At 42.0% G+C, this 26,372-nt stretch carries 19 protein-coding genes and 4 pseudogenes; 5 read left to right on the top strand and 18 right to left on the bottom strand.

The window, feature by feature from the left end; genetic code table 11:
• Nucleotides 1–18 precede the first annotated feature (18 nt).
• Nucleotides 19–261 (top strand): hypothetical protein, encoded by a 243-nt coding sequence (locus LEP1GSC190_RS19925; protein ID WP_002747651.1) that lies wholly within the window; start codon nucleotides 19–21, stop codon nucleotides 259–261.
• Nucleotides 262–530: 269 nt separating this feature from the next.
• On the opposite strand, the gene LEP1GSC190_RS15730 is transcribed toward LEP1GSC190_RS19925, so the two are convergent.
• The 4 genes from LEP1GSC190_RS15730 to LEP1GSC190_RS15715 all read right to left on the bottom strand — a co-directional run bounded on the left by LEP1GSC190_RS15730 (nucleotide 531) and on the right by LEP1GSC190_RS15715 (nucleotide 1,571).
• Complete coding sequence (locus LEP1GSC190_RS15730) at nucleotides 531–731, bottom strand: DUF2283 domain-containing protein (protein WP_036048221.1); 201 nt, start codon at nucleotides 729–731, stop codon at nucleotides 531–533.
• Nucleotides 728–958 (bottom strand): hypothetical protein, encoded by a 231-nt coding sequence (locus LEP1GSC190_RS15725; RefSeq protein ID WP_002747646.1) that lies wholly within the window; start codon nucleotides 956–958, stop codon nucleotides 728–730. Before LEP1GSC190_RS15725 ends, LEP1GSC190_RS15730 begins: the two co-directional genes overlap by 4 nt.
• A 189-nt stretch (nucleotides 959–1,147) precedes the next feature.
• Nucleotides 1,148–1,336: a type II toxin-antitoxin system HicB family antitoxin gene (locus tag LEP1GSC190_RS15720; protein WP_002747663.1), complete on the bottom strand. Its 189-nt coding sequence runs from the start codon at nucleotides 1,334–1,336 to the stop codon at nucleotides 1,148–1,150.
• 31 nt (nucleotides 1,337–1,367) lie between these two features.
• The gene (locus LEP1GSC190_RS15715; protein WP_002747648.1) at nucleotides 1,368–1,571 is read right to left on the bottom strand and encodes a type II toxin-antitoxin system HicA family toxin; all 204 of its coding nucleotides are present in this window, start codon (nucleotides 1,569–1,571) and stop codon (nucleotides 1,368–1,370) included.
• Nucleotides 1,572–1,910: 339 nt separating this feature from the next.
• Here LEP1GSC190_RS15715 and LEP1GSC190_RS15710 point away from each other — a divergent pair.
• A pseudogene (locus LEP1GSC190_RS15710) lies at nucleotides 1,911–2,876 on the top strand (IS256 family transposase); the annotation flags it as partial.
• A 35-nt stretch (nucleotides 2,877–2,911) separates the two neighbouring features.
• Here LEP1GSC190_RS15710 and LEP1GSC190_RS15705 read toward each other — a convergent pair.
• Nucleotides 2,912–4,140, bottom strand: a pseudogene (locus LEP1GSC190_RS15705) (IS256 family transposase).
• A 64-nt stretch (nucleotides 4,141–4,204) separates the two neighbouring features.
• Between LEP1GSC190_RS15705 and LEP1GSC190_RS15700 the strand changes: the two are divergent.
• Nucleotides 4,205–4,477: pseudogene (locus tag LEP1GSC190_RS15700) on the top strand (transposase); the annotation flags it as partial.
• A gap of 74 nt (nucleotides 4,478–4,551) precedes the next feature.
• Here the strand turns inward: LEP1GSC190_RS15700 and LEP1GSC190_RS19920 are convergent.
• The 9 genes from LEP1GSC190_RS19920 to LEP1GSC190_RS15640 form a co-directional block, all read right to left on the bottom strand.
• Entirely contained in the window at nucleotides 4,552–4,797 is a 246-nt protein-coding gene (locus LEP1GSC190_RS19920) for a hypothetical protein (protein ID WP_167880662.1), read from the bottom strand.
• 322 nt (nucleotides 4,798–5,119) lie between these two features.
• Nucleotides 5,120–5,842, bottom strand: coding sequence for an NADase-type glycan-binding domain-containing protein (locus LEP1GSC190_RS15690; protein WP_002746333.1), 723 nt, complete (start codon nucleotides 5,840–5,842; stop codon nucleotides 5,120–5,122).
• A 9-nt stretch (nucleotides 5,843–5,851) separates the two neighbouring features.
• Entirely contained in the window at nucleotides 5,852–7,690 is a 1,839-nt protein-coding gene (locus LEP1GSC190_RS15685; protein WP_237578388.1) for a polymorphic toxin-type HINT domain-containing protein, read from the bottom strand.
• A 460-nt stretch (nucleotides 7,691–8,150) separates the two neighbouring features.
• The gene (locus LEP1GSC190_RS15675; RefSeq protein ID WP_117344637.1) at nucleotides 8,151–8,684 is read right to left on the bottom strand and encodes a leucine-rich repeat domain-containing protein; all 534 of its coding nucleotides are present in this window, start codon (nucleotides 8,682–8,684) and stop codon (nucleotides 8,151–8,153) included.
• Nucleotides 8,684–10,741, bottom strand: a complete 2,058-nt coding sequence (locus LEP1GSC190_RS15670) for a hypothetical protein (protein ID WP_117344709.1) — start codon at nucleotides 10,739–10,741, stop codon at nucleotides 8,684–8,686. The genes LEP1GSC190_RS15675 and LEP1GSC190_RS15670 overlap by 1 nt, the downstream gene beginning before the upstream one ends.
• A gap of 677 nt (nucleotides 10,742–11,418) precedes the next feature.
• Entirely contained in the window at nucleotides 11,419–11,898 is a 480-nt protein-coding gene (locus tag LEP1GSC190_RS15665) for a hypothetical protein (RefSeq protein WP_126160286.1), read from the bottom strand.
• Nucleotides 11,899–11,916: 18 nt separating this feature from the next.
• Nucleotides 11,917–16,530 (bottom strand): hypothetical protein, encoded by a 4,614-nt coding sequence (locus tag LEP1GSC190_RS15660; RefSeq protein ID WP_420844316.1) that lies wholly within the window; start codon nucleotides 16,528–16,530, stop codon nucleotides 11,917–11,919.
• A 582-nt stretch (nucleotides 16,531–17,112) separates the two neighbouring features.
• A protein-coding gene (locus LEP1GSC190_RS15650; RefSeq protein WP_420844315.1) for an IS3 family transposase occupies nucleotides 17,113–18,184 on the bottom strand; the annotation gives its coding sequence in 2 pieces (ribosomal slippage) (nucleotides 17,113–17,938 and nucleotides 17,937–18,184; 1,074 coding nt in all).
• Nucleotides 18,185–18,228: 44 nt separating this feature from the next.
• Nucleotides 18,229–19,821 carry a TIGR04388 family protein gene (locus LEP1GSC190_RS15640; protein WP_237578318.1) on the bottom strand — a complete coding sequence of 531 codons (1,593 nt, stop codon included), beginning with the start codon at nucleotides 19,819–19,821 and terminating at the stop codon, nucleotides 18,229–18,231.
• 265 nt (nucleotides 19,822–20,086) lie between these two features.
• On the opposite strand from LEP1GSC190_RS15640, the gene LEP1GSC190_RS15635 reads away from it, so the two are divergent.
• Entirely contained in the window at nucleotides 20,087–21,472 is a 1,386-nt protein-coding gene (locus LEP1GSC190_RS15635) for a DDE-type integrase/transposase/recombinase (protein WP_117344640.1), read from the top strand.
• A 97-nt stretch (nucleotides 21,473–21,569) separates the two neighbouring features.
• Here LEP1GSC190_RS15635 and LEP1GSC190_RS19915 read toward each other — a convergent pair whose 3' ends face one another.
• From LEP1GSC190_RS19915 to LEP1GSC190_RS15615, 4 genes and pseudogenes are all read right to left on the bottom strand, one after another.
• Nucleotides 21,570–21,965: a hypothetical protein gene (locus LEP1GSC190_RS19915; RefSeq protein ID WP_081606733.1), complete on the bottom strand. Its 396-nt coding sequence runs from the start codon at nucleotides 21,963–21,965 to the stop codon at nucleotides 21,570–21,572.
• Nucleotides 21,966–22,222: 257 nt separating this feature from the next.
• On the bottom strand, nucleotides 22,223–22,438 hold the full coding sequence (locus LEP1GSC190_RS15625; RefSeq protein ID WP_036036322.1) for a hypothetical protein: 216 nt from the start codon (nucleotides 22,436–22,438) through the stop codon (nucleotides 22,223–22,225).
• Between the two features lie 323 nt (nucleotides 22,439–22,761).
• Complete coding sequence (locus tag LEP1GSC190_RS15620) at nucleotides 22,762–23,490, bottom strand: NADase-type glycan-binding domain-containing protein (protein WP_173380601.1); 729 nt, start codon at nucleotides 23,488–23,490, stop codon at nucleotides 22,762–22,764.
• A 9-nt stretch (nucleotides 23,491–23,499) separates the two neighbouring features.
• Nucleotides 23,500–25,086: pseudogene (locus LEP1GSC190_RS15615) on the bottom strand (polymorphic toxin-type HINT domain-containing protein); the annotation flags it as partial.
• Between the two features lie 900 nt (nucleotides 25,087–25,986).
• Between LEP1GSC190_RS15615 and LEP1GSC190_RS19580 the strand changes: the two are divergent.
• Nucleotides 25,987–26,154, top strand: coding sequence for a hypothetical protein (locus LEP1GSC190_RS19580; protein ID WP_161970106.1), 168 nt, complete (start codon nucleotides 25,987–25,989; stop codon nucleotides 26,152–26,154).
• The last annotated feature ends 218 nt before the right edge of the window (nucleotides 26,155–26,372 follow it).

Genomic DNA, 26,372 nt, shown 5'->3' with positions numbered 1-26,372 from the left:
CGGACGTTTCCGTCGGGTTTGTCTTTGAGAGAGGATCCCAAAGATCGTTTGATTTTAAGTTTAGAGGCTCCACGTTTGGAGCGCAATGAATTAGGGCAGGGGTGTGAGATGCTTTCCTCTTTGAATTCAAGAAAGCGATTGCTTAGAAAGTCTCTTTGGTTCTGCAATACTAGGCAACTCGTTTTTTTCAAAGAATCCGTTTTAGGACTCGCACAAGTTCCATTTTCCGTACTTTTTTTGTCTTACTGGCAAGAGTTCTAAATCACCCGGTTTTTTTCCCGGTTTTTTCCGGTTCCACTCTTACTTCCCGTTAAACCGAAGTCCTTCCAACCATTATTGTGGATTATTGTGCCGTGAAATCGATTCTAAGATTGTGCATTTTTGTGCCGAGATCTCTATTTTCCAGCGGCCTTCTTGTCTCTTTAACTTGAATCCGAAAGCCCTGCGTGTTTTGGAATTTCAAATGATCACAGCTAAAGAGGGAAGCTTCTTTCTCATCTTGCTAACGAAAGAATATCGAATCTTGAAAACTACGGTTTTGCAGTCTCAAAAAGGATCGAGGATATATCAACGTATTTGGAAGCCTGTCCATGAATATCAATCCCTACAGGTCTACCGTTTTCATCCAAGTCTACGTTTAGGTCTGAATTAATCTCTTTCGTCTCGAAAGAAGGGCGGTTCGACAAATCAATATAGATTGAATCAGTTTCAGGATAGTGTGTTATTCTCATTCTTTAAAACCTCTATCAAAAAAGCCGTTGTGGATTGTCTCACCATCTTCTAAGGTCACTACTCGAAGATATTTTCCCGCTTCCACAATCCATTTCCAAAAGCGAATTCTTCCATCTTCTTGGACTTCTTTTTTGTCCGGATAATAAACCGTCTCTTCTAACCATTCAAGGCGAAGCTCAGGACGTTTTCTAAGTACCTCGTTTTCAAAATAACGAGTGTATTTCATAAGCCCATAGCATATCCTTTCATTCCAAGTTTCATTTTCTCTTTGTCCAACCCTTTTTCAACTTCTTCCTTTGAGGAAAATCGAGGAATTTTGAGGGAAAAATTGAAAGAGTTAAATTCAACGAAAACGCCGGATCTTACCGGCGTTTGGAGGGTGTCAGGTGAATACTGTTATTGTACACATAATCTATTAAACCGCAATTAAGGTTACCTTGGAAGGATTCGGAACAGGCTCTCCATCTTTACGCATACCTTCTAAATGAAACTCAATCGCTTCCTTAATTAACTGAGTTACTTCCGCTTCCGTTTCTCCAACTGCGACACAGCCAGGTAAATCCGGAACATACGCTCCATAACCGGTTGAACTTTTTTCAATCATTACTGGATATTCCATTTTTATTCTCTCGCTATTACTTTAGACCGGATTGTTTTAAGATACTATTCAAGGTTCCAGGAGGTATATCCAGGCTCGGCTTTCCCGCTACTGTTACTCTCCCTGATTTTAAGGCATGCTTAAACTGTTTGTGACTTCCTCTTTGATCCACTAAATACCAACCGTCATCCTCTAAAATTTTGATAATCTCTTTTACTTTCATTCCTTTCAAATATCTCAATAATTACTTTTAATTGTTTCATCTTGTATATTGAAGCCTCCAATTCTACTCTTTGTCCAACCATTTTTTTCACTCTCATCACAGCTAAAGTTTCTTTCTACATCCTTTAATACGAAAACCTTTCTTCTTTCGAAAACGATAGTAAGGATTTTTCAGGAAATTTAAGGGTAGTTTCAAGTGAGGAAATTGGAGGAAATTGGAGGATAAATGAGGGTTTCTATTTCATTCTAAAAAAATGAAGAGCCTACCTCCTCATTCTTTCCCCGATCATTCGAGAGTGTCGGCTTGATTGTGTAAATGACTTGTGAATAACCAAAAAGTAACAAGGATAAACCCAATATGAGCAACCCCAAAAATCGAGCTGAAGAGCTACTCGATGAATTAATCAAAGATAAGAGTCCTGAAGATCTACTGGGAAATGAAGGCCTCTTAAAGCAACTAACGAAGTCGTTGATAGAGCGAGCGATGCAAGGTGAGATGACGCATCACCTTGGATATGAGAAGAATTCCTCGTTGGGCAATAACACAGGAAATTCTCGGAATGGCAAAAGTAACAAAAAGCTCAAAGGAGATTTTGGAACAATCGATTTGGAAATACCTCGAGACAGAAACGGCAGTTTCGAACCTCAGATCATACAAAAAGGTCAGACACGTTTTACCGGCTTCGATGACAAAATCATTTCGATGTATTCTCGTGGAATGACCACACGAGAAATTACCCAACATCTCCAAGAAATCTATCAAGTGGAAGTCTCAGCGGATCTGATCTCAGAAGTCACCGATTCGGTACTGGAAACGGTGATCGAGTGGCAGAATCGCCCCTTGGATAAAGTATATCCAATTCTCATCATGGACGCGTTAGTCGTAAAGGTGAGAGACGGCCACCACGTTCAAAACAAATCCTTCTATTTGGCTTTAGGAATCAATCTACAGGGCACAAAAGAGATACTTGGGATTTGGGTGGAGCGCACCGAAGGAGCGAAGTTCTGGCTTCAGATCTTAACCGATTTAAAGAATCGCGGAGTTGAAGATATCTTAATCGCCTGCGTTGACGGGTTAAAAGGATTTCCGGATACGATCATATCAGTTTTTCCTAATGCACAAGTTCAACTTTGTATCGTTCATATGGTAAGGAATTCTTTGAAATGGGTTTCTTACAAACAGAAGAAAGAGTTGATGATTGATTTAAAGGCTATCTACAAATCTCCGTCGGCAGAGATTGCTAAGAAAAGCCTTGATGATTTTTCAACCAAATGGGACAGTCAATATCCGATGATCAGTAAGTCCTGGAGAAACAATTGGGAATGAGGGTGTCAGCGCTCCTGTGTAAATGACATATCTTAAAACGAATCGAACTTCAACCGATCGCCGAAAATAATCGAAAATTGATTCATTGCTTTTCCCCAATCTTGAATAGGCATGGTCCATTTTTTAGACATATTATTCAAAGCTAAATAAAGAAGCTTGATAGCCGCTTCATCGGTAGGAAACGAACCCCGATTCTTGATAATTTTTCTTAGCCCCATATTCATAGATTCGATAGCGTTTGTGGTGTAAATCGCCTTACGAATATTAGGTGGATAAGCCAAAAAAGGAATCACCGATTCCCAATTGTTTCTCCAGGACTTGCTGATCATCGGATATTGACTGTCCCATTTGGTTGAAAAATCATCAAGGCTTTTCTTAGCAATCTCTGCCGACGGAGATTTGTAGATAGCCTTTAAATCAATCATCAACTCTTTCTTCTGTTTGTAAGAAACCCATTTCAAAGAATTCCTTACCATATGAACGATACAAAGTTGAACTTGTGCATTAGGAAAAACTGATATGATCGTATCCGGAAATCCTTTTAACCCGTCAACGCAGGCGATTAAGATATCTTCAACTCCGCGATTCTTTAAATCGGTTAAGATCTGAAGCCAGAACTTCGCTCCTTCGGTGCGCTCCACCCAAATCCCAAGTATCTCTTTTGTGCCCTGTAGATTGATTCCTAAAGCCAAATAGAAGGATTTGTTTTGAACGTGGTGCCGTCTCTCACCTTTACGACTAACGCGTCCATGATGAGAATTGGATATACTTTATCCAAAGGGCGATTCTGCCACTCGATCACCGTTTCCAGTACCGAATCGGTGACTTCTGAGATCAGATCCGCTGAGACTTCCACTTGATAGATTTCTTGGAGATGTTGGGTAATTTCTCGTGTGGTCATTCCGCGTGAATACATCGAAATGATCTTATCGTCGAAGCCGGTAAAACGTGTCTGACCTTTTTGTATGATCTGCGGTTCGAAACTGCCGTTTCTGTCTCGAGGTATTTCCAAATCGATTGTTCCAAAATCTCCTTTGAGCTTTTTGCTACTTTTTCCATTCCGAGAATTTCCTGTGTTATTGCCCAACGAGGAATTCTTCTCGTATCCAAGGTGATGCGTCATCTCACCTTGCATCGCTCGCTCTATCAGTGATTTCGTTAGTTGCTTTAAGAGGCCTTCATTTCCCAGTAGATCTTCAGGACTCTTATCTTTGATTAATTCATCGAGTAGCTCTTCAGCTCGATTTTTGGGGTTGCTCATATTGGGTTTATCCTTGTTACTTTTTGGTTATTCACAAGTCATTTACACAATCAAGCCGACACTCTCTTGGGAATCGGTGATTCCTTTTTTGGCCTATCCACCTAATATTCGGAAGGCGATTTACACCACAAACGCTATCGAATCTATGAATATGGGTTTAAGAAAAATTATCAAGAATCGGGGTTCGTTTCCTACCGATGAAGCGGCTATCAAGCTTCTCTATTTAGCTTTGAATAATATGTCTAAAAAATGGACCATGCCTATTCAAGATTGGGGGAAAGCCATGAACCAATTTTCGATTATTTTCGGCGATCGGTTGAAGTTCGATTCGTTTTAAGATATGTCATTTACACAGGAACGCTGACACCCTCGCCAAGTTTGGTACACGTTACATTTTCGATTTTAAAAGGACTAACCAAACTCGTATTCGACAATTCTCATGTATTTCGAAACGTGAATCTGTCTTACCGTTTCCTTGATCTTCTCCAAGTCATCAAACGAAACTTCCTCTTTTACAAACGTTCCCTTCTCTGAGTCAAAGTAAACACAAGGAACCTTGTCGTCCCAGGTTGTATCCACATACATCTTTTGACCGCTTCTCTTGTCTCGGACCGCTTCGCCTAATACGTATCCTTTCTTACTTTTGTTTTCTTCCATTCTTCCCCCAGTTTGAAAACTCACTCTTCTGGGTTCCGATTTTTCTCTTTCCTTTTTCTCTCCCTTACGCTTTGTCTTTAATGCGAAAGGGAGTTTTTTGTTTTGGTTCTATTTTAGTCAGCTTACAAACAATGTAGTGGACTCACGACTCTTTCACTCTTTATTTTTCTTTAGGTTTAACGTCTTCCATCAATTGCAGTTTCTCTAATGCTCTTTGGGGAGAAATTCCCCACAAAAAACAAGATCCACGATTGCTACCTTTCATGTGGATTCTGCACTGAACTCAATCCATCGCTTTCGCGAGCTGTAGTTCAAAATCAAATCACTTCCTCTCCCGAGTAATTCTAAATTTCTTTTTAACATCCTCCGAATATGCATGGAACTCAGTCAGAAATACATTCTTGCTCTTGGTTCCTGGATATATTTCGAGGATCGTGAGTTTGAAAAGTAGATAACGTCCGTAGAAATCATCTTGCGGCTTGATCTTCGTAAAAATCTCTCTTTCAAAGGTTTGTTCTTCCGGAGTGTCTGCAAGTTCCAATTCAAAAGAATCATTTTCAATTGGATAATTGTGATAGACGAGAGGATCTTTTAAATTCGCCATCGTTTCCGTGCCCTCTAATTCATACACATCGATTCTTACTTTTTTGATTCTTCCGTTTTCTTGAAAAGAAGTAGCGTCTTTTGCCAATCCATTCAAAAAACTGAAATAGTTTTTCTGGCTCTTTCCGACAAGTTGGTGATAATGATTTGTATTATAATCTACGTAATTGTATGTGTATATCCATTCCCCAATTCCTTCATTTTTGCTTACGCCCCAAACTGTATCTTTATTAATATCATCAATATTATTTGGTCCGTAATTGTTCTTTGGTTTGCCTTTCTCAATCAAGGAGGAACTTGCAACTAAAGACAAATGCTCATCGGGTCGATAGCACTTTTTAAAAATCGGAATCAAATCCTTTCTCACTTTCTCACCTTCTGCTTGTAACATGAACGTTACTCCTAATATCAAAATTGCTAATATTCGTTTCCGATTCTTCATATCTCTTCCTTAGTCCTTGGTTACGTAGTAGGCTTGATTTCCAGCCAAATTGAACTTTCCGTATTCGTAATGGGCAAACATTCCGTTTCCTTTGTAACCTTTTGTATTTGCATCGCCATACGGGTCAAACACAACCCAGCCTTTCGAATCATATCCAACAATCGCGTTCCGGTGATCTCCAACGGGAAACTTTCCACCGGCCGACACGATATGACCGTCGCGAAGGGCTTGTTGTATCACCGTTTTCTTGTCTTCGAAAGTTGCCTTATTCGGATAAACAAGCATATTTTGCTTTAATCCATATTCTTTATTAATTCGGTCTGTACCGGCATACGTCTTCAATTCTTCTCCACCTTTGACATGGTCATTTGAATTCAAGATCCCTTTGCCTTTCGCCGTAAAGAGCATATCATCCACCATCTGTTTCGATGGATCTCTCGGTGTTACTCCTGCGTGTTCCGCCATCACCGCGTTACTCGTTATAAAGCACTGCGCCGAAGGTTTGTTGTGATAATCTGGTAAACTCTTAGTCCCAAAGAGACCAGCTTCCTCCCTCTTGAAATACTCGCTCGTCTTGTTGTCCAACTGAAGGTCATACTTTCCATTCGTGATGATGACTCCTTCACCGTTTCTTAATATAGCTTTCTTTCCATCGATCGATTGAATCTTGTCTCCGTACATTGCCGTTAACGCTTCCGTATGGATTCTTTCCTTGTTCTGGTTGTAGTATTCAATCCGAGATTCGTTGAATCCTTTCGATTTACTTCCGGATATATCTGCGGACAACTCTTTCAACTTCTTGTATTCGGGTGAACTTTCGCTCAGGCCATTGGCTTTTGCAAAATCCTTCAACGCCGCTTCCACATTGCCCGATTTCGTTTTGTCAAAGCTGTTCACTTGGTCTAAGATCTTGTCGATCCCCTTGTTTACAAGTGGACCGTTCAATTCTCCATTTGCCGCAATTCTCTCCTGCAACATCTTCACACTGTCGTTGTGAACCAGAATACATTCCTCACTCACGTAGTAGGTGTGATAATCTTCGACCTCGAAGTTGAACACACTCGTCTTTTCTTTCAACGTTTCTTTCTCGATCGAATGAATCGTTACCGTATTGCCCGATTTGTCCAAAAACAAGTCTTTGGTCGTAAGTTCGCTTGCTAACACAAAGCCTCTGTTGTCCGTAAAGAATCTGTGACCGGGTGTTGTATTTACTTCTTCTCCGTCTCCAAAGTTGATTTTCAAAAGTTCTGAACTTTCATTGTTAAACAAACGAACCACGGATTTGAACGTCTGAGTGTTTGTTCTCGGGTCATACGCCAAGACTTCCTCTCCGACTTTGATTCTCTCGATCGTTTTTAATCCTCTGCCTGTTAATACAAGTGTTCCCGCAACAAAACAAAGACTTTCTACTTCATTGCCACCGAACGCGTTCTTAGCACCATCCCAAGCACTTGAGGCAACTCCGACAACGCTGTCGATTGCTCCATCGATCTTGTTACCAACCCAATCCAGACCGCCGCCTAACGTCTCAGCCGCCTTACCCAGAATGTGATCCAGGATTCCGTCCTCTCTTCTCTGAGTTTCAACGCCCATACCCGCGATCGCCGCCGCTCCAGATTCTTGATTGTTCCTATTTTGAGCGCCTCTCGATGCTTCTTGCGCATCCGCGTCTTCTTTCGCTTTTCCTGATATAAAGTCGGCCTTCCACTTGTCGGCTAAAAAGTTTGTGTTTGCTTGGAATCCTCCGGACTCACTCCAGTTTCCTGCATTGACTCCTCCCGATGCGTTAAGCGCTGCTGACACTCCGTCTCTTTGAGAAAAACTTAATGTTCCCCCCGCGCCTTTCATTTGGTTTGCGAGTGAATCTTTGGGTTTGTTTTTGTCTCCCGGTGCTTCGTATCCGATGTTTCCTCCGACTCCGCCTTTCTCGCTCCAACTGATTCCGCCATTGACTCCATTGCTAAAACTTTTACTAAGGCTCGCTCCGAATCCGTCTCCTTCGTTGTAACTGAGTGCTAAGCCCGTTCCACTTTGAGAAGTAAATCCTGTGCTTCCACTTACGCTTCCTGTTTTACTGTTGTAGCTGAGTCCTGCATTGAATCCGCCTTTTGTTAAACCGACATCCACCGATGTTCCACATTCAGAGGGCAGAAGACTGAAGGGGAAGGCTTTCCCCTCGCTTCATACCGAGCTTGCTGTCTTTCTAATTTACAAATGTCTAATTGTATTTCCAAGCTCGGTATTCCGCTACCCCTTCGCCGGGCTATCTCTTTGTGTTCTATCCCCGGAGCCCTGTTTTGCCTTGGAATCACTGAGTTGTAACACCGGTCTTCGGCAATCCCTTTCTCAGCTTTTTCAATCTTTGTTCGGAAATTTCCGTACCAGACAATTCTAACGTTGTCAGTTGTTTCATTTTCAACAAATGAGGAATACAACCATCGTCAATAGTAGTAATCTCATCTAAATGAAGCCGAGTAATCGTTTTACTTTTAGAAATATATTCAATCCCTTTGTTCGTAATTTTACTCCTTTCTAAATAAAGAGATTTTATTTTCGAAAGACCTGGAATTTGCTTCAAACCTTCATCTGTAATTTTGGAGTCACCTATTCCCAAAGTGTCCAAATTTGGAAACACGGCAAGATATTGCATTCCTTCATCCGTCATTTCCTTCATTCGTAAATTGCTAACTTTTTCAGGTTCTAATTTAGCTTCATATTGTTTGAAACTTGGACTGATGGAACTGTAATACTCATATGCCTTTTCTTTCAGACTTTTTTCCGCAAAAATTCCCATAGTTCCCGCCAATCCTAAAATTAAAATCGCCATCAACTTCGTTTTCATCAATTTCCTCCAGTTAATAAATCTAATGCTTTCTTCTTGTAATGGCTTGTATAGTCAAAAGCGGGCAAACCTTGAGATTGTCTCACCTCTGGACCAAACGTTACACCTTGAATAAAGCCTGTGTGTGTTTCCGCGTTATCTACCTTCGTGTGCATATGGTATGCCGGTGCGGATAACATTCCAAATCTTGGACTATTCTTGTCGTTGTTAATCGATACAGCCATGTTTCCTGTAATTCCTGTATATCCGATCGGAGTTCCATACGGCAATGGAGTTTTGTTTCTGAAAGCATTGTAAGCTACATCCGGCATTTGATTCATTACGTGTCTGTGATATTCTACAATTTCTTTTCCGTTAATCATGGTTCGAGTCGTAATTTCATTACCACCTAAACCGATGCTTCTAACGTTCGTAATCATAAACGTCCCTCCCTTCGGGCCCCAAACCGATTGAGCGGCTCCTTTCGGTGCATGATAATCACCGGACATGATTCCGTTGAGGCTATCCGTATGCAGTTCTGTTTGAGTCCAAGGAGACCTCACTCTTTCATTCGGATTGGTTGGAATCAATTTGCTATCAGCACCAGTTGCTTCCGTTCTGTAATACAGCTTTCCGGTTTTTTCATTTCGGATTAAATTTCCTCCGCTTACTCCAGATTCCAATTCCATGTTGATTAGCTTTTTGTGATAATCAGGATGCATACTTACATCGACTTCACCTTTCTGCAAATATGGATTCTCGCTTCTTTGTTTGTCTAAGTGATTTGATATCGCTTCTTCACCAACTCGCAAGTGACGATCGGAGGCGCTTTCGGTTGAGTCCGACGCACCATACGCAGCACCATCTCCGATATTCTCGTGATGCAGTGGTTTCATACTCAACGATTCGCCTTTTCCAAATCCAAACGCGTTCTTAGCACCATCCCACGCACTTGACGCAACTCCGACAACGCTGTCGATTGCTCCATCGATCTTGTTTCCTACCCAATCCAGACCGCCGCCTAACGTCTCAGCCGCCTTGCCCAGAATGTGATCCAGGATTCCGTCCTCTTCTCTTCTTTGAGTTTCAACGCCCATACCCGCGATTGAATCCGCACCGGAGTGAGCGGCCGCCTCTTTTTGAGCGCCTCTCGATGCTTCTTGCGCATCCGCGTCTTCTTTCGCTTTTCCGGAAATAAAGTCGGCTTTCCACTTGTCGGCTAAAAAGTTTGTGTTTGCTTGGAATCCGCCTGACTCACTCCAGTTTCCTGCATTGACTCCTCCGGATGCGTTAAGCGCTGCTGATACTCCGTCTCTTTGATTGAAACTTAAAGTTCCACCGGCTCCTTTCATTTGATTTGCAAGTGAGTCTTTCGGTTTGTTTTTGTCTCCAGGAGCTTCGTATCCGATGTTTCCACCGACACCGCCTTTCTCGCTCCAACTGATTCCGCCATTGACTCCATTACTAAAACTTTTACTAAGGCTTGCACCAAATCCGTCTCCTTCGTTGTAACTGAGTGCTAAGCCTGTTCCACTTTGAGAAGTAAATCCTGTGCTTCCACTTACGCTTCCTGTTTTACTGTTGTAGCTCAGTCCTGCATTGAATCCGCCTTTCGTTAAACCGACATCCACCGATGTTCCACCTCGTTCGGAGATGCCGACGCTCACTGTAGCGGGTCCATATCCGACTCCTACGCTTGCACCAAATCCGTTCTCTGCGGAGTAGCTAAGTCCTACGTTAACCGCTCCTCCTGTAAAACTTTTGACAGCAGCTCCTGCAGCTCCACCCACAGCACCGACGAGCGCACCTTTTAATCCTCCGCTTGCAGCTCCTGTGGCGGCACCCAGGCCTGCACCCACTGCCATAGCGACCATCAGAGAAGCTCCACCGGTGAAGGGCGCTGCCGCTACTGCTACCACTGTTGTCACCATTTGGAACTCTTGGCTTTGATACCATTGTTCTTTCGGTTTGTTCATCTTCTCCATCTGATTGGAGATAAGCCATGTAGGTAATCCGGTTGCTTTCGAAATTGCGTTTACAGTCTCGTCTTTGACATACGCTTTCACTGCGTCTTTCATGCTACTTCCACCGACAAGTGCCCCTACGAGACTTGCAGGTAATCCAGTTGCTTCTGCCACGGCTCCCGTTATGCGGCTTTGTGCTTCCGACTTCACCGCTTGGGTAAATCTTTGTCCCATGTTTCCGGATCCGCCGTTCATTCCATTCAAAATTGTAAACAGAAATCCCTTGCTTTCCTTCTCCGCGTCATTCGCCTTTGCTTGTTTCTCGATTCTATTTTGAATGTCTTCGGAGTAGACGGCATATTTTTGATTTACGTTCGAGAGTTGACTCTCTGCGTTTTGAGTTCCCACTAACTTCAAGTTGAAGTTGTAGCCTAAATTCGATATATCAAATCCGGATGTTACGATCAAATACTGCATTCCGTAGCTAATTTCTACGGGTATGCCTTTGACGCTCACCGAGCCTTTTAATTCTCTGCTTCCTCCAAAAACTGTGTCGTCGATCGAAGCTCCTTCATACATCGCTTTGCCGACTTTCTTTTTGTCCCCATTCAGAGGACAGACGACTGAAGACAGAGGACGGAAGGGGAAAGCCTTCCCCTCGCTTCATACCGAGCTTGCAATTTTTCTAATTTACAAATATTCAATTGTTCAATCAAGCTCGGTATTTCGCTACCCCTTCTCCGGGCTATTCGCCTCTGCTCCATCCCCGGAACCCTGTTTTGTTTTTGTTACTAATCCCTCTCCGGTCTTAGTCTATCAAATCTTCGAATGATCCATCTACCTTGCTCTTCTGGAAAATAGAAACCCAAACCATATTCAAAACGATCTGCAACAAGCCCCCACCAAAAACTATCTCCACTTTCACTAATCGTGCCTTTACTGCCTTTCTTTATAAGACGTACAACTTCTTCTATCGTTACGTATTTCTCTAATTTGCTAAATCCATCTTTTTGGAAATTACCACCAACCAATTCATCACCCAAACTTTCCCCTATACTAATAGTATATCCACTGTGTTCATCACTTACTTCTAAAAAGGGAGTAAAGTTTTTCTTTTCTTGAATATCCTTCAAAAGTTTAGAAAGCATTGCATCAAACATTTTCATTTTCTCTTGCTTCGTATATGTCTTCACTTTCGTTTCCTCTTTGTTAACAGGCTTGTCGCAAGAATTCAACAATATGCAACAAGCCAGTAATATCCTGAATATCATACTATTCTCATGTCTCCTTTATTTTACTTTTGGTAAACCTAACTCTAAATGCAAGTGATTGCTGTGCAACACCTTTGCACCTGGTTTGTCGGATGTCATATACAAATTTGGCAATGGATTTTTCTTAAAATATTCATGCACCGCTGGATCATTGAATTTTATAAAATTCGTCGTTTTGCTTCCAACCCCTTCCGGAATATTTCTAGAAATCGTTTTGATATATTCAATGGTTTTGTCCCGATCGTAGGCCTTGTTAACATCGTAATTCTTACCAGTCGGATCAACTCCAGGTGTGGACATATACGACAGGTCTATAGCATTTCCGTTTTTATGATGCTGGTAATATCCGGCGTCTTTTGCTTCCTGAGTACCTGTTGCGCGTGGATCATAGCCTCCCGTCTTGTAACCTAGATCGTTTGTCACTATCGGATAACCCGGATTCTTGCCCGTCCATTCATTAATGGTATTGGAAATCGTGTCAACAAGAGGCTTCTGTCCATAACGATGGTCGTCGGCTCCATCTTGGCCAGAATTACTCTTAAAGCCCGGGCCTTCCTCGTGCAGTTTGTAAGTTAGTTTATTGCCTGTGACCGTGTCATAATGTTCTGGTCCGGTAGAAATGACATGTGAAGAACTTCCCCCCGTTGCGCGATTCCACAACCCCTTAGCGCCGTCAACAACGGAACCGAAAATTGAAGAAGCTCTTTCACCTAACGTCGATGTTCTACTTCCATTCACAACAATCGGACTTCCGGTCTGATTCGAGTTTCCATAACCGGGTTTCGATTGGTTACGATAATCGTTTACAAACTTTTCAAGACCACTCGTGTCGTATCCCGCCGCTTTCAAACCGGCGATGTTCGCATCCGTTTGCGCAGGACTTTCCTTTCTCCAATCAGCTTTGAATTCCGCAACATCCGCCGCACTCAACTGACGACCTCCTGTCGGCTTTCCATCGGGTCCAAACGATCCCGATGAAGCTAACGTTTGTCCTGGATCATGAGAAGATGGGGCTCCGTGTGCAGGGTTCGGACCGTCAGCATCTCCAAAGCCAATCGTTCCTTGACTTCCCGGTAAGCCGTCCTCTCTTCTTGTTGTAGAATATCCAGCTCCTGCAACTGCATCCGCACTACCTCGGGCAGCAGCTTCTTTTTGTTTAGCCTGAGCCTCCGCTTCGGCCTGAGCTTCTTCGATCTCACCTTGTTTCGTAACAAAGTCGGCCTTCCACTTGTCGGCTAAAAAGTTCGTGTTTGCTTGGAAGCCTCCGGACTCACTCCAGTTTCCCGCGTTCACTCCTCCGGATGCGTTAAGCGCCGCCGACATTCCATCTCTTTGATTGAAGCTTAATGTTCCTCCCGCGCCTTTCATTTGGTTTGCAAGTGAATTCTTCGCTTTGTTTTTGTCTCCAGGTGCTTCGTATCCGATGTTTCCACCGACACCACCTTTCTCGCTCCAACTGATTCCGCCATTGACTCCATTACTAAAACTTTTACTAAGGCTTGCACCAAATCCGTCTCCTTCGTTGTAACTGAGTGCTAAGCCCGTTCCACTTTGAGAAGTAAATCCTGTGCTTCCACTTACGCTTCCTGTTTTACTGTTGTAGTTTAGTCCTGCATTGAATCCGCCTTTTGTTAAACCGACATCCACCGATGTTCCACCTCGTTCTGAGATGCCGACGCTCACTGTGGCAGGTCCATATCCGACTCCTACGCTTGCACCAAATCCGTTCTCTGCGGAGTAGCTGAGGCCTACGTTAACCGCTCCTCCGGTAAAACTTTTCACTGCTGCGCCGGCCGCTCCTCCTACCGCACCGACCAGTGCGCCTTTTAATCCTCCGCTTGCCGCTCCTGTTGCGGCTCCAAGTCCGGCTCCCACTGCCATAGCGACCATCAGAGAAGCTCCGCCGGTGAAGGGCGCTGCTGCAACCGCTACAACTGTTGTTACTATTTGGAACTCTTGGCTTTGATACCATTGTTCTTTCGGTTTGTTCATCTTCTCCATCTGATTGGAGATGAGCCATGTCGGGATTCCGGTTGCTTTCGAAATTGCGTTTACAGTCTCGTCTTTGACATACGCTTTGACTGCGTCTTTCATACTACTTCCACCGACTAAAGCTCCGACAAGTGAAGCCGGTAATCCGGTTGCTTCCGCAACGGCTCCCGTTATGCGGCTTTGTGCTTCCGACTTCACGGCTTGGGTAAATCTTTGGCCCATGCTTCCGGATCCGCCGTTCATTCCATTCAAAATTGTAAATAGAAATCCCTTGCTTTCCTTCTCCGCGTCATTCGCCTTTGCTTGTTTCTCGATTCTATTTTGAATGTCTTCGGAGTAGACGGCATATTTTTGATTTACGTTCGAGAGTTGACTCTCTGCGTTTTGAGTTCCCACTAACTTCAAGTTGAAGTTGTAGCCTAAATTCGATATATCAAATCCGGATGTTACGATCAAATACTGCATTCCGTAGCTAATTTCTACGGGTATGCCTTTGACGCTCACCGAGCCTTTTAATTCTCTGCTTCCTCCAAAAACTGTGTCGTCAATGTTTGCTCCTTCATACATCGCCTTTCCAATCTTCTTCATATCTCCGCTTTGGCCTTTGAAACTTTCTGTTCCGAAGTTGTATTTCGATCCTTGTTCGTGATAATTTTTGAGTCCTCCCATTTCTCCTTCGAACATGCCTTTCAAGTCGCCTGGTAAAGCTTGAAAGGAGGCTACCGTTGTATCCCGATTTTCTTTGTAGAGTTCCTTTTTGTAGTCTCGGATTTCTTGATTCTGTGCGTATTCTTCTTTGATCTCGTTTGTTTTGTCGCTGAACTGAGCAAACATCGTCTCTACGTTCTTTTGGAGATTGTCGATGTAGTTTTTAACTCCCAGTACCATTTCCGCGTTGAACCTTGTCGCGTTTGGATTCATCATATCCACGCTCAAGTTTCCTGGATTGAACTTCGTCTCAATTCGTATATATTGATATTCTAAATCGGGAGAATAACTCGTGCTCTTCATCGCACTGCCGTCGATTTCGATTTCTCCGCTGTAGATCTGTCTGTAAGCGGATATTCCTTCTCCATCCGTTCGGAAAGAATATCCTGCGTCTCGGAGATATTTGTAGTCTTCTCCGTTCGTCAGAGCTTCGAGTAACGTCTTTTGAAGTTGGTTACTTCTTTCTTCGTTGTCTTTTTGAAGTTTCTTTGCGTAGTCGTCTAAGTATTTAGATACCGCGCTGTTTGCTGCCAAGTTGATTGCCTGGCTGCTTCCTTGGAGTAGGGTTTGTAATGCATTCAAATCGTTTTGGTTTGTCACAAGTGAATTCATGTGGGCAAGTAGTTCGTCTGCCTTTTTTTGTTTTTCTTCCAGCTCTTTCTCTTGTGCTTGTATGTATTGGCTCACTCCGTTTGCGCTTACTTCTTGTGGGAGTGTACTTTGTATGCTTGCGATCATTTCTTGGAGTCCATCCAAGAGTCCTTCTCCGATATTACGGTTTGCTAATTCTTTGGATTCGAGTAGCAACCGTTCTACTCTTTGTTTGTTTTCTTCTCCTTGTTTGTTTAGGTTGGTCGCCGTTTGGATCATTCCTTGGATTTGGTTGTAACTTTCTCCTTCGGAAATAATTCCTGCTACAGCGTTTTTTCCTTCTTGGATTTGTTTTTGAACTTGAGTTGTATTCTGAAAGTTTTTGTTGAGTAGGTTATCTCTGTAACTTAGGAAAGAATTTTTGGTATATGTAAGTCCTCTGTTATCCACTTCACTTGTAATTTCTTCTCCCAAGTTGTAGTATTTCTTTTTTAAATATCCTAAAGCGTTGTTTTTTTCTCTCACCGCATAACCAGTGTAAAGGGCTGCTTCATCGAACTTTGCTTCACTTCTTGCTTTGTCTGCTAACTCTTGATACTTCTCTGATTTTTCAAAGTATTCGTTTGCGGTTTTTAGATATGTGATCTCTTCGTCGACTACTTCTGCTTGTAACGTTGTTGCGACTGCAATGTCTGCGATCATGTTCGTATACAAGGTTTCTTTTGCTTGGCTTGTGTTGTTGCGACCGTTAAAGTTAAATCCTCCGTTGGTTCCATTGATTTCATTTTGCCAAAAGCTTTGGTTTTGTCCGCTCGTTGTAATTTGATTTTGAATCTGATTTAACTCTGTATTGTCTACGATATATGCCCCGTTTCCGTAAATCGTTTGTGCTAATGCATTGATTCGATTACTTGCGCTGAGTTCTGCTGTTTTGTAGGCTTCGCTTCTTCCAAAAGAATCTGCGATTGTTTGAGAGAGGTTGGCTCCTTGTCCGTTCCAACTTGTTTGGTTTTGCAGGTTTGTAATTGCTTGTTGCATTACGTTTCCTGCCGCTGCATATTGATACGTTTGATACAAACCTGTTGCTGCGTTGTAAAGCCCGGTTGTATTTGTCTCCGAGTTTGTAATTTGTGTTTGTAGTTGGTTTGCTTGTGAGGTTGCGTTTGTTTGGAATTGTGTTTCTCCGTCAGTTGCAGTTACCGCTTGTTGTAATATATCTTTTGCGGATAAATACCAGTTGAGTTCCGATTGTTGGAAGATTGATATTGTGTTGTCCCAGTTTTCTTGTCCGCTTCTGTATTGGCTATTTGCGTTATCTGCGCTTCCTGCAATTCCTGCCATTTGGTAACCGTAAACTTCTGTGACCCAGGCTCCTCTTGCCGCCTTCATGAGATTAATCTGATTATCATAGTTGGAAATTGTAGATTGTTTCGTTTGTTCCAGTTCTAATAGTTTTGCTTGGTATTCTTCTTCGTATGTTTGCGATCTTTCTTCCCAGTCTTTCAACGGATTGACCAAGGACAAAAACGTGGATGCAATATTTGTAAACTGAGTTTTCATACTCGTCCAAAAGTTCTGGTTTGCTTGCATCGCAGAGTCTATGTATTTGTATTTGGTTTGTATTTGAACTTGGTTATTTAATCCCAACGATCCATACCAGTTAGAGCTATTTAAAGCGCTTCCTCCCAAATATACTTTTGTTTCCAATGCAACACTCGATCCGGAAACTGCATTTCCCGCTTGGGAAGATTGTCCAAATGCTGTATTATAACTTCCGAATATTGCATTTCGAATATTATTGTTGTTTGTTATCTGTTGTTGGTTGAACGTCCCGCTTGCAAATACTGTATAGTTTTGGTCGATAACTGTGTCTCGGGTGAGATGCCCCCGTTTTTAGTACCAGTGTAAAGTGTCAAAATCCACTTAAGCAGAGCGTCTTAAATATTCCTCCGGAGTAAGTCCCCCAAGAGAACTATGTGGCCTTTCAGAATTATAGAAATTTCTCCAATCCTCGACAAGGCGCTGTGCTTCTTCAATATTCTTAAACCAATTTTCATTTAAACATTCGTTTCGCATTTTTCCGTTAAAGCTCTCGATGAAGGCATTCTCAGTAGGCTTACCCGGCGTAATAAAATGAATATCGACTCCTTTTTCAAAAGCCCATCGTAAAAAAGCTTTTGATGTGAATTCGGGACCGTTATCCACAACGATTTGTTTTGGCAGGCTACGGACTTCAGATACTTCATTCAAAATTCTTACTAATCGTTCCGAAGTGATTGAGAATTCCACCTGCGTTGCCACGGCGAATCGTCCAAAGTCATCGATGATATTCAATATTCTGAATTTTCTTCCCGAGTAGAGTGAATCCGACATGAAATCCATCGACCACCTTTCCTCCGGTTTCTTAGGAACAATCTTTGGAATCGCAGGTAACGATACTCTCTTTCGTTTCGGTTTGATTCGGTATTTTAAGCCCAATGCTGAATACAAGCGATAGATTCGTTTATGGTTTACTCGTTCTTCTTGCCGAATAAAATCATGAATCTGTCTGTATCCCGCCCTTTTATGCTTATACGCTAAAGTGAGAATTCGATCCTTCAATTCCATGTTTTTGTCCTGAAGCCTGGAACGATGTCGAAAGCCGGTTCTGGAGATTTGCAAAAGACGGCAGGATTTCCGTTCTCCAAGCCGCGTTTTGATTAACAGGAGCGCCTCTCGTTTCTGCTCACGGCTCACCACTTTTTTCGAGTAACATCTTGATCGCTTCATTTTCTAAAGCTAACTCTGCATACAGTTTCTTTAGCCTACTGTTTTCTTCCTCTAAAGTCTTCATCCGTTTTAGATCGTTTAGTTCTAACCCGCCGTATTTCGAACGCCAACGGTAAAAAGTGTTACCACTGATTCCGTATTTACGACAAAGTTCAGGAGTCGATATCCCTGATTCAGATTCCTTTAGAATCTTATGAATTTGATCTTCACTGAAACGTTTTTTCATGTTTTCCTCCAAAATTTTATGTTCTTGAGAGGATTTCAAACATTCTAAATGGTTCTAAATTCGGGGGCTAGGTCACGGGTATATCCGCAGAATTCGAATCTGTCACCACAATAGACACCGTTGGACTCGTAACCTCCAAATCCACCGACACAAGTTCCGCCGAAATCCCATGCTTGACAACTGATTTGGTAATGTGAGTTTTCAATATATGCGGACGAACCATATGAACCTTGGCCCACCGTGCCGGTTTCATCCGATTGATAGACCAAAGAACCGCTGCTCGCTCTCCATCCATATACACTTCCATTACTGTTATACGTGATCGATCGATTCCCACTGGCTACGTTGTTACATCCTGATCCTTCATAATTCGTGCAACTTATGGAAGAGTTCCCCACGATCTGAGAATACGCAACCGTCTGTGTCGCATACGTCTCCTGCCATTTGGTTATATTCCAGTAGTCTGCTTTTGCGGTTGCGTTTGTTATCTGACTTTGGAAAAAATTTCCTAGTGTTTGCGCTAACGTGCCGAGGGATGCGTTAGAATTCAGAGCCTCCTGTAGATCTTCCAACAATTCGTCCATGTCCCCAAACACGGATGTCAAACTCGGATCACTCGATGCATTTGTTTTCAATTGATTTTCTTGAGAACGTATATTTGTAATTGTGGATTGAAGCGCGTTTCTCATTTGGCTTTGAGCGTTTGCAATCAATTGTTTGTTTGCCAACCATTGGGCTTTTGTTTGTTCGATTCCATTCAAATAACTTAATTTATCATTTTCGAGTCCTGTAATCGATTGATTCCATTGCAGGATTCCATTCTGGATCGCATTTAAGGAATTCTGTTCCCAGGTGTTTTGTTTGTTAAGTAAATCCTGCCATTTAGAATCCCAGAGCTGGGTTCCTTGGTAATAACTCTGTGCCGCTTGTGCGGGGTTTGTTGCTTGGGCGGCAGGAGTAGTGGTTACAGTTTGTACAGTCGGATTGATCGTATTCACCGAATTTGTGTTCGTCGATGTTACGTTGTTCGATGTGTTTTGGGATAATGTCGCTAAAAAGATTTGTAACTCTGCTTGTATGTATGCGTTTACGTCTGCGATCCATTGGTTCTTTGCCTGTTGTTTCTGCAGTTCCAGTTGTGCTCTTACAGCGTCTTTGTAAACGTTTACGTTATTCACCGTGTCCGAGTTATTCACTCCACCCACGATCGCTTCTATCTCCGCGTTGACTCCCGTTTCCCAAGCGGCTTCTAAAACTTGTTCTCCGTTGTTCACCGAATTTAAAAACGTTCCCGAATCCGTGGCTCCGGCTTTTGCCGCGTCCACGTAAGGTTTTAATTCGTCGTTTGCAAATTGTTTTGTCGATCCGAGTGTAGGCACACTTTGAGCGTCCAGAGAACTGGAGGACAAAAAACTGAAAACGGTCAGAGGTATGACAAAGGATATATGAAACGAAAAGATCGTGATTAAACTGACGATCTTCGTTTTAAAGCTAAAACGATTCGGAGAACTGACGACTGAGCACGGAAAACTGGGGACAGTGGGGCGAATTTTTCTTCGCTTCCGCGAAGAAAAACCGCGCTCTTCGCTCCAATCTGCATCGCAACATGTTAGCATTTCCGTATATTCCAGTTTCATCCTTCAATTCATGTTGCGTCGCAGGATTTCTGCTGCGATCGCTTTCGCTTCGTAGTTCGATGTTTGGTCTTTAAAACTCAAAAGCTGAATTCCAAACCCGTGATGCAACTTTTCCCCCGTTTCCGTCCTCTAAAGACTCGAACAAGATTGAAAAAATTTGTGATTTGTGTCAATTATCATATCACTGACAAATAACAAAAATTAGGCGTTCAGCAAAAAAAGATTCATATTGTGATGAAAATATTACGATGTATTCACAGATAACATGCAGACAGCGACCCATTCATCAGTCATACTTCCTACAATCCCTAAAAAAAACAGGAATTCATACGATACATTCTGGAAATTCAATGTCGCTAACGGCGTTATTACTTCCGAGCAGCTCAAAGGGTTACCGAAATCCACCGTTCACTCTCTAAAAAACAAAGATCCAGATTCCTTTCGTCATATCTACGGGTTTCGGTTTAACGGGATGGAGCCGAATCTTCAAAGAGAAGCTAACTACCTTTCCATACGCTTGGAAAACTCTCTTACCCTTCAAAAAGGGATCATCGCTCTTGCAAAAATCAAACTATGTCTTCTTCAGATCAAATCTCTTCCGAAAAAGATGAAAAACTCAATTCAAGTTAAAGAAAAAATCGTCCGTACCATTCAAAGAGTAAGGGACGACCTTGGATTCGAAAGAACATTAAGGAAGTTTCATATCTCAAAGTCCACTTTTCACAGCTGGTTTTTCCAAGTGCGGTTCCGATGTAGTAGTTCCTGGGAAAAACTCTGCCACAAGCGGTTTGTCGGTCAGATTTCAGTCAAGGAAATCGATTCTTTAAAAAATCTTCTTTTGGAAAAAGCTACTTTGTTTTGGCCTCTTTCTTCCATTTGGGGATACGCTAGAAAAAACGACATTCTGCATTGCAGCTTATCTTCCTTTTACAAATGGGCGAGAGTGATTCGTCCCGAACTCTTTTCAAACAAGTTTAAGAAGCTAAAGAAAGAAGGTTTTAAAACCTACCGTCCCAATGAAGTTTGGCATTGCGATATCACTCAGTTTGTCACCAAAGACAACGTCAAATCTCATATTTACATCTTGATTGATAACTTCTCTAAGATGATTTTAGCGTTTAGAGTCGCTCCCCAAGTCGACAGCGACATCTGTGCTTCGTTAGTCGAGGAAGCCATTTCCAAGTATCAAACCTCTTTTTCCAAATTGACCTTGCCCGATCTTTTTCCTTTAATCAATCTCAATCTTTCTAAAGAATCTTCTTTCGTTCATTTGATGACCGACGGGGGGCCCGAAAATCAAGGCGCTCTCGACAGAATCATTTTTGATTACAAGCTTCCAATCAACAAAATTACCGCAGGTAAAGACGTTTCATTTTCTAATAGTCCCATAGAGGCAATCCACAAAATCACAAAGTATCAGTGCCTTCATCATTTAGATATTCCTAATAGACAATCTTTGATTCAAAAATTGTCCGAATGGATTCCCATCTACAACGATCAACGGCCCAACAGAGCCGGCCGTTATCTACTCACTCCTTCCGAAATCTTTCGCGGTAAATCCATTGATTCTAATTTGCTAAACCAACAATCGAAAGACGCTAAAAAACAAAGATACCTCCTTAATAAAGTTACATCCTGTGGAGTTTGTTAGAATACAGGTTTCAAATCCGGTAATTAACCCAATCATCATTTACACTTTTATAATGTGATGTCTCTCTTCACATCATCCCTGCAACTTTCATGCCGGTTCACTTTTGTGAACCGTTTAGTCCAGTTTGCACTCGGAATGTGCTGGTGTCGTCCCAGTTTTCTTGTCCCGTTCTAAATTGGCTATTTGCGTTATCTGCGCTTCCTGCGTTCAGAGGACAGTTGGGCGAATTTTTCTTCGCTTCCGCGAAGAAAAACCGCGCTCTTCGCTCCAATCTGCAACGCAACATTTCGCTTTTTCCGTATATTCTAAAGTAAGAATAGAAAGATTCATGTTGCATTGCAGTATTTCCGCTGCGATCGCTTTCGCGGTTGTGGATCGAGGTTTTGTCGTTAAAAAGAAAGTGTGAACCGCTGGTTCGCACTTTCTTTTTCAAACTCTTGTCATGTTCTAATGTTCTTTCGTTTAACATTGAATAAGGAGTTTCAACTAACATATAAATTTGCCGTTCTTACTATACTCATTCTATATAAACATAGATTAGAGTCAATATCCTCTTGATTTTCTTTTTCGTTAAACGATAAAAAAGACAAAACTTTGCGACTTTTTTCACTAAAGATTCTAAAGTTAATTCTCGAACGAAAGTTCTTCATTCAAATGGATTCCTTTTGCGGGCCATGTTTCATAATCCAAGACTCTATCGTTTTCGGTTCTTGTTAAAGCAGTTTTCGGTTGTCATTGTTTTCTCCTTCTTTACTTCGGAAGATAGGGAAGAACGCCTTGAATCCGCTCCAAATCCTCCGGAAACACCTGAACTTTCACAAGGCTTTCCTTCTCTGCGTCAAAGTAAATGCAACTCACTTCCGGATTCCAAGCTACTTCCACATACATCTTTTGGCCCGTCGTTTTGTTTCGAACCGCTTCCCCTAACACATATCCTTTCTCTCTCTTCTTTCCAACTTCTTCCATTCTTCCCCCAGTTTGAAAACTCACTCTTCTGGGTTCCGATTTTTCCTCTTTCCTTTTTCTCTCCCTTACGCTTTGTCTTTAATGCGAAAGGGAGTTTTTTGTTTTGGTTCTATTTTAGTCAGCTTACAAACAATGTAGTGGACTCACGGCTCTTTCACTCTTTATTTTTCTTTAGGTTTAACGTCTTCCATCAATTGCAGTTTCTCTAATTCTCTTTGGGGAGAAATTCCCCACAAAAAACAAGATCCACGATTGCTACCTTTCATGTGGATTCTGCACTGAACTCAATCCATCGCTTTCGCGAGCTGTAGTTCAAAATCAAATCACTTCCTCTCACGGGTGATCTTGAAACCTTCTTTCTTAATATCTTCCGAATACGCGTGAAACTCTGTTAAAAATACATTTTTGCTTTTGGTTCCCGGATACGTTTCGAGGATCGTAAGTTTGAAAAGTAAATAACGACCGTAGAAGACATCTTGCGGTTTTATCTTCGTAAAAATCTCTCTTTCAAAAGTTTGTTCTTCGGGAGCATCCTTGAGTTCCAATTCAAAGGAATCATTTTCAATCGGATAATTGTGATATATGAGAGGATCGTCTAAATTTGCCATTGTCTCTCCACCTTCTAATTCATATACATCGATTCGTACTTTTTTGATCCTTCCGTTTTCTTGAAAAGAAGTCGCATCTTTTGCCAATCCATTCAAAAAACTGAAATAGTTTTTCTGGCTCTTCCCTGCAAGTTGATGATAATGATTCAAATTATCATCAAAATAATTGTGCACGTATATCCATTCCCCAATTCCTTGATTTTTGCTTACCCCCCAAGCCGTGTCCTTGTTGTAATCCTTAATCGCATTGGGAAAATAGAAATTCTTTGGTTTCCCTTTCTCAATCAAAGTAGAACTTGCAACCAAAACCTTATGTTCATCTGGCCGATAACATTTCTTGAAAATCGGAATCAAATCCTTTCTTGTCTTCTCGCCTTCCGCTTGTAACATGAACGTTACTCCTAATGTAATCAATATTGCTAATATTCGTTTTCGGTTCTTCATATATCTTCCTTAGTCCTTGGTTACGTAGTAGGCTTTGTTTCCACCCAAATTGAACTTTCCGTATTCATAATGGGCAAACATTCCATTTCCTTTGTAACCGTTTGTATTCGCATTGCCATACGGGTCAAATACAACCCAACCTTTCGAGTCATATCCTACGATCGCATTTCGGTGATCCCCAACCGGAAATTTTCCACCCGCAGACACAATGTTCCCGTTTCGAATGGCGGCCTGAATCGCAGCTTTCTTGTCATCGAAACTCAAACCTTCTCGATTATTGAACAGATGCTGTGTAAGTCCATATTCTCTGTTCAGTTTTTCATTAGCAGGATAGTCTTGTAACTCTTGCCCACCGTTTTTGTGATCATTACGATTCAAAATCCCTTTTCCTAACGCGGTCGAAAGCATATCATCCACCATTTGTTTCGATGGATCTCTTGGAGTCGCTCCTGCGTGTTCAGCCATCACCGCGTTCGTCGTTGGAAAACATTGTGCTGAATTTCTTAGATGATAATCTGGATCGCTTGATCTCATCCCAAGAAAGTTTTCGCTTTCTCTTTTGAAATATTCGCTCGTCTTGTTATCCAACTGAAGGTCATACTTTCCGTTCGTGATGATAACTCCTTCACCGTTTCTTAATATAGCTTTCTTTCCATCGATCGATTGAATCTTGTCTCCATACATTGCCGTTAACGCTTCCGTATGGATTCTTTCCTTGTTCTGGTTGTAGTATTCAATCCGAGATTCGTTGAATCCTTTCGATTTACTTCCAGCAATATCAGCCGACAGCTCTTTCAACTTCTTGTATTCGGGTGAACTTTCGCTCAGGCCATTGGCTTTTGCAAAATCCTTCAACGCCGCTTCCACATTGCCCGATTTCGTTTTGTCAAAGCTGTTCACTTGGTCTAAGATCTTGTCAATCCCCTTGTTTACAAGTGGACCGTTCAATTCTCCATTTGCCGCAATTCTCTCCTGCAACATCTTCACACTGTCGTTGTGAACCAGAATACATTCCTCACTCACGTAGTAGGTGTGATAATCTTCGACCTCGAAGTTGAACACACTCGTCTTTTCTTTCAACGTTTCTTTCTCGATCGAATGAATCGTTACCGTATTGCCCGATTTGTCCAAAAACAAGTCTTTGGTCGTAAGTTCGCTTGCTAACACAAAGCCTCTGTTGTCCGTAAAGAATCTGTGACCGGGTGTTGTATTTACTTCTTCTCCGTCTCCAAAGTTGATTTTCAAAAGTTCTGAACTTTCATTGTTAAACAAACGAACCACGGATTTGAACGTCTGAGTGTTTGTTCTCGGGTCATACGCCAAGACTTCCTCTCCGACTTTGATTCTCTCGATCGTTTTTAATCCTCTGCCTGTTAATACAAGTGTTCCCGCAACAAAACAAAGACTTTCTACTTCATTGCCACCGAACGCGTTCTTAGCACCATCCCAAGCACTTGAGGCAACTCCGACAACGCTGTCGATTGCTCCATCGATCTTGTTACCAACCCAATCCAGACCGCCGCCTAACGTCTCAGCCGCCTTACCCAGAATGTGATCGAGGATTCCGTCTTCTTCTCTTCTTTGAGTTTCAACGCCCATACCTTCTAACTTGCCCTAACCCGGAAACTGCTGGAATTGCATTTCTCCCAAAGCATTAGTCGTTTCGAAGCATTTTAGCCTTAGAAAAGTTTCAACCCTGAAAAAAAATCCCGTACAAGCGGTTTTGAAAATACACAAAACTTTTCCCCTAAGAACACTTTTAGAATATTCAACTTTCTTCATGTCTTTCCGAAGAAACCTGAAAAATACGAAGGACTTTTTAGGATTTCACTTCCAAATTTCGGAAAACTTCGGATTTCTTCAGATTTTTCAAGCATACAAGCAACAATCTTGCTCGTTTCCTCGCCTCCCATTCGTATTTCGCAAGTATTCACCGATTCAAGACGATATTCGCTCTTTCTGCTTCTCCAAAATCTCCCTTAGGTTCCAGACAAGGCTCACACAGGACTCGAACAAGTACCGAACAGGACCCATTTGAAAATTACAAGTCTCGAACAAGTACCGCACAGGACTCGGATAGGACCCATTTGAAAATAAAGATTTACCGAATTCTTCCATCAAAGTTTTCTTTTTTCATCGATAGTCGAATCCTTTTACCAAAAAAGAAGGCAACTAAAGAGAAAACCTCGACCTTTCAAAGAAAACTCTCTTCTCCAATACCTCCTGAACCTCATTCGAAACCAAAGAATTCAAATCAACTTCTACTAATATATGTGTAAGCAATTTCCTTAGCGAATTTCGAGGCGGTTGGATCAGCAATCACGCGGCCAATCAAAATCGAAACTTGGAGGGATATAATATAAGTAAAGGAGGCAAGGATGAAAAAAGATAAATCTGTTTTGAAACTGTTTCTTCGGATCGTTTTGAAGATTCTCGATCTGATCCGAATATTCTTCGGATAATCGAATACGTTGCGAGGATCGGTAAAGTGGGGCTTTGAGCCCTGCCTTACCGGGTTTACCGTTTCTCGATTTGGATTTACCCTTACTTTTCGGAGTCCATAAAAGAAAGGAAACCGAAACCGGATTTTCGGAACTTCTCGAATCTGTGTTAGTAAATGCTAGTCTTTTTTCGGCGGATAAATTCGGAAATATTCGATTTTAATCAAAAGAATTAGGTTTCATTGAGAGTTCTTTCGAAAACGAGAGAAAAGTAGATTTTTCCTTCTGGAAATATTCCATATCTTCCATTCTTCATTTCAAAAAGTTTTGGAGTTAGCGGGGTGGTGTTACTCTTCCCCCTCCGCCCGATGTTTCCATCGGGTTTGTCTTTAGAAAAGATTCCAAAGATCGCTTTTTTGAGTTTAGAGGCTCCAAAACAAG

This window comes from Leptospira mayottensis 200901116, assembly GCF_000306675.2.
Classification (GTDB): domain Bacteria; phylum Spirochaetota; class Leptospiria; order Leptospirales; family Leptospiraceae; genus Leptospira; species Leptospira mayottensis.
The sequence above is the reverse complement of the archived record's forward strand: the minus strand, read 5'-3'. Positions and strand labels throughout refer to the sequence as shown.

What these genes read in the sequence shown, in the direction of transcription:
- LEP1GSC190_RS19920 (WP_167880662.1), bottom strand. Translation starts at nt 4,797, where the DNA reads ATGGAAGAAAACAAAAGTAAGAAAGGATACGTATTAGGCGAAGCGGTC.
- LEP1GSC190_RS15685 (WP_237578388.1), bottom strand. Translation starts at nt 7,690, where the DNA reads ATGAAAGGCGCGGGGGGAACATTAAGTTTTTCTCAAAGAGACGGAGTG.
- LEP1GSC190_RS15670 (WP_117344709.1), bottom strand. Translation starts at nt 10,741, where the DNA reads ATGAAAGACGCAGTGAAAGCGTATGTCAAAGACGAGACTGTAAACGCA.
- LEP1GSC190_RS15690 (WP_002746333.1), bottom strand. Translation starts at nt 5,842, where the DNA reads ATGAAGAATCGGAAACGAATATTAGCAATTTTGATATTAGGAGTAACG.
- LEP1GSC190_RS15665 (WP_126160286.1), bottom strand. Translation starts at nt 11,898, where the DNA reads ATGATATTCAGGATATTACTGGCTTGTTGCATATTGTTGAATTCTTGC.
- LEP1GSC190_RS15730 (WP_036048221.1), bottom strand. Translation starts at nt 731, where the DNA reads ATGAGAATAACACACTATCCTGAAACTGATTCAATCTATATTGATTTG.
- LEP1GSC190_RS15675 (WP_117344637.1), bottom strand. Translation starts at nt 8,684, where the DNA reads ATGAAAACGAAGTTGATGGCGATTTTAATTTTAGGATTGGCGGGAACT.
- LEP1GSC190_RS19915 (WP_081606733.1), bottom strand. Translation starts at nt 21,965, where the DNA reads ATGTTAGTTGAAACTCCTTATTCAATGTTAAACGAAAGAACATTAGAA.
- LEP1GSC190_RS15635 (WP_117344640.1), top strand. Translation starts at nt 20,087, where the DNA reads ATGCAGACAGCGACCCATTCATCAGTCATACTTCCTACAATCCCTAAA.
- LEP1GSC190_RS15620 (WP_173380601.1), bottom strand. Translation starts at nt 23,490, where the DNA reads ATGAAGAACCGAAAACGAATATTAGCAATATTGATTACATTAGGAGTA.
- LEP1GSC190_RS15660 (WP_420844316.1), bottom strand. Translation starts at nt 16,530, where the DNA reads ATGGCAGGAATTGCAGGAAGCGCAGATAACGCAAATAGCCAATACAGA.
- LEP1GSC190_RS15640 (WP_237578318.1), bottom strand. Translation starts at nt 19,821, where the DNA reads ATGAAACTGGAATATACGGAAATGCTAACATGTTGCGATGCAGATTGG.
- LEP1GSC190_RS15720 (WP_002747663.1), bottom strand. Translation starts at nt 1,336, where the DNA reads ATGATTGAAAAAAGTTCAACCGGTTATGGAGCGTATGTTCCGGATTTA.
- LEP1GSC190_RS15625 (WP_036036322.1), bottom strand. Translation starts at nt 22,438, where the DNA reads ATGGAAGAAGTTGGAAAGAAGAGAGAGAAAGGATATGTGTTAGGGGAA.
- LEP1GSC190_RS15725 (WP_002747646.1), bottom strand. Translation starts at nt 958, where the DNA reads ATGAAATACACTCGTTATTTTGAAAACGAGGTACTTAGAAAACGTCCT.